This window comes from Lichenibacterium ramalinae, from assembly GCF_004137085.1.
GTDB classification, from domain to species: domain Bacteria; phylum Pseudomonadota; class Alphaproteobacteria; order Rhizobiales; family Beijerinckiaceae; genus Lichenihabitans; species Lichenihabitans ramalinae.
On the sequence record NZ_QYBC01000029.1, the window covers coordinates 1 to 1,874 of the forward strand.

The following is a 1,874-nucleotide window of genomic DNA, read 5'->3' on the forward strand; positions in this document are numbered from 1 at the left end:
GGCTACGGGGTGCAGCGGGTCTACACGGACGACCGCTCGCTCGACGAGACGATGACGGTGCGCGACCGCGACGTCGTCCTGGTGCCGCGCGGCTACCACCCCGTCGGGGCGGCGCACGGCTACACGCTCTTCTACCTCAACGTGATGGCGGGGCCGCGGCGGACGTGGCGGTTCCACAACGACCCCGACCACGCGTGGCTCCTGAACCGATGAAATCGGCGGCAGAACCGTCCGGTCGTCGGCTAGCGCGGTGCCCGGCCCCGACGACATCGAACGGGTGCCGGATGATCGGTCTGGGCGCGACCGGCCTATCTCGCCGGCCGCACAAGCCGCTGAAGCGACGTCAGAGGTAGTCGACCCACGTGCCTCCCGCGTCGGCGGAGCGCACGCAGTTCTCCACCCAGCGCACCCCTTCGACGCCCGCCGCGATGTCGGGATAGCGCAGGGCTGCGAGCCGCGCTGCGTCGCCGCGGTCCGTCGCCTCCATGGCGGCCGCGAAGCGGCCGTAGATGTTGGCCCAGGACTCGAACAGCCCTTCGGCATGGCCGACGCTGATGTGGTCCTCGGCCAGAGCCTCCGGGTGAAGGTAGGGCATGCCTCGCTCCAACACGCGGGCGGGCTCGCCCTGCACCTCGAAGGACAGCTGGTTCGGCCGCTCGTCCCACCACTCCAGGCTCGCCCGGGAGCCGACGATCCGAACCTTCTGGCTGTGGATCGCGCCGGCGTTGACGGCGCTGGTCCACACCGTGCCGAAGGCGCCGTTCTCGTATTCCATCAACGTCACGGCATTGTCCTCCAACGGCGCGCGGCTCTTGACGAAGCTTTGCCGCGCGCACAGAAGCCGCCTGACCTTCAGATCCGGGCAGATGACCTCCGACAGGTGGAGCGGATGCGTTGCGAGGTCGCCCAGCACGTAGCTCGGCCCGGCGAAGCGCGGGTCGACGCGCCAGCGGATCGCCGGGTTGTCGTCCTCGACCGCCGCGCTGTGGAAGCCGTGGGCGAACTGAAGGTTGACGAGGCGGACCTCGCCGAGCTCGCCGGCTGCCACCATGGCCCGCGCCTGCTCGATCGTGCCGTAGCCCGAGTAGCCATAAGTGACGCCCACCACCCGCCCGCGGTCGTGGGCGAGGCGTTGCAGTTCTTCGGCCTCCGCCACGGTGAAGCAGAGCGGCTTCTCGCACACGACGTGCAGGCCATGCTCCAGCGCGGCGCGGCAGATGGCGAAGTGCGTGCTGTTGGGCGTCGCGATCGACACGGCCTCGATGCCGTCCGCGCGGGCGGCCTCACCGTCGAACAGCGCCTCATGGTTCGCGTAGCAGCGCTCGGGGGCGAGGCCGAGTTCGGCCCCGAAGGCGCGACCCCGCGCGGGGTCGAGGTCGAAGGCGCCCGCCACGAGGTCGAAGCTGCGGTCGCGGAGCGCGGCTGAGCGGTGGATGTAGCCGATCTGGCTGCCGCACCCGCCGCCCACCATGGCCCAGCGGATCGGCCGCGCCGTTCGCCTTGTTCCGTTCATCATGTCCCATCCCTCCCTTCAGAAACCGATGCCGCGCAGGTAATCGCGGCTCGCCTTGACGTCGGCGAGGCTGCCGTCCGCATTCCGCGGGTCGCGCTCCTGCTCGACCGTGGCGAAGCCGACGTAGCCGATGCGGTCGAGCGCGGCCCGCACCGCCGGGTAGTCGATGGCCCCACGGCCGATCGGGCACATGACGCCCCGCGCGCAGGCGTCGAAGAAACGGATGCGCTCGCCCATCACGGCCGCGAACACCTCCGCGTCGACGTCCTTGAAGTGCACGTAGTCGAGCCGGTCGGCGTAGCGCTCGATCGTTTCCACCGGGTCCATGCCGGAATAGAAGCAGTGGCCGGTGTCGATGCAG

3 protein-coding genes are annotated in these 1,874 nt (G+C 70.3%); 1 reads left to right on the plus strand and 2 read right to left on the minus strand.

The genetic code is table 11. The features are described 5' to 3' along the window. Positions 1-213: 5-deoxy-glucuronate isomerase (locus D3272_RS24360; RefSeq protein ID WP_207210304.1), on the plus strand; the 213-nt coding region annotated here is incomplete at its 5' end. Positions 214-343: 130 nt separating this feature from the next. On the opposite strand, the gene D3272_RS24365 is transcribed toward D3272_RS24360, so the two are convergent. Together D3272_RS24365 and D3272_RS27535 are read right to left on the minus strand one after the other, a co-directional pair. Further along, complete coding sequence (locus D3272_RS24365; RefSeq protein ID WP_129221839.1) at positions 344-1,516, minus strand: Gfo/Idh/MocA family protein; 1,173 nt, start codon at positions 1,514-1,516, stop codon at positions 344-346. 15 nt (positions 1,517-1,531) lie between these two features. Further along, positions 1,532-1,874: TIM barrel protein (locus D3272_RS27535; RefSeq protein WP_165361511.1), on the minus strand; the 343-nt coding region annotated here is incomplete at its 5' end.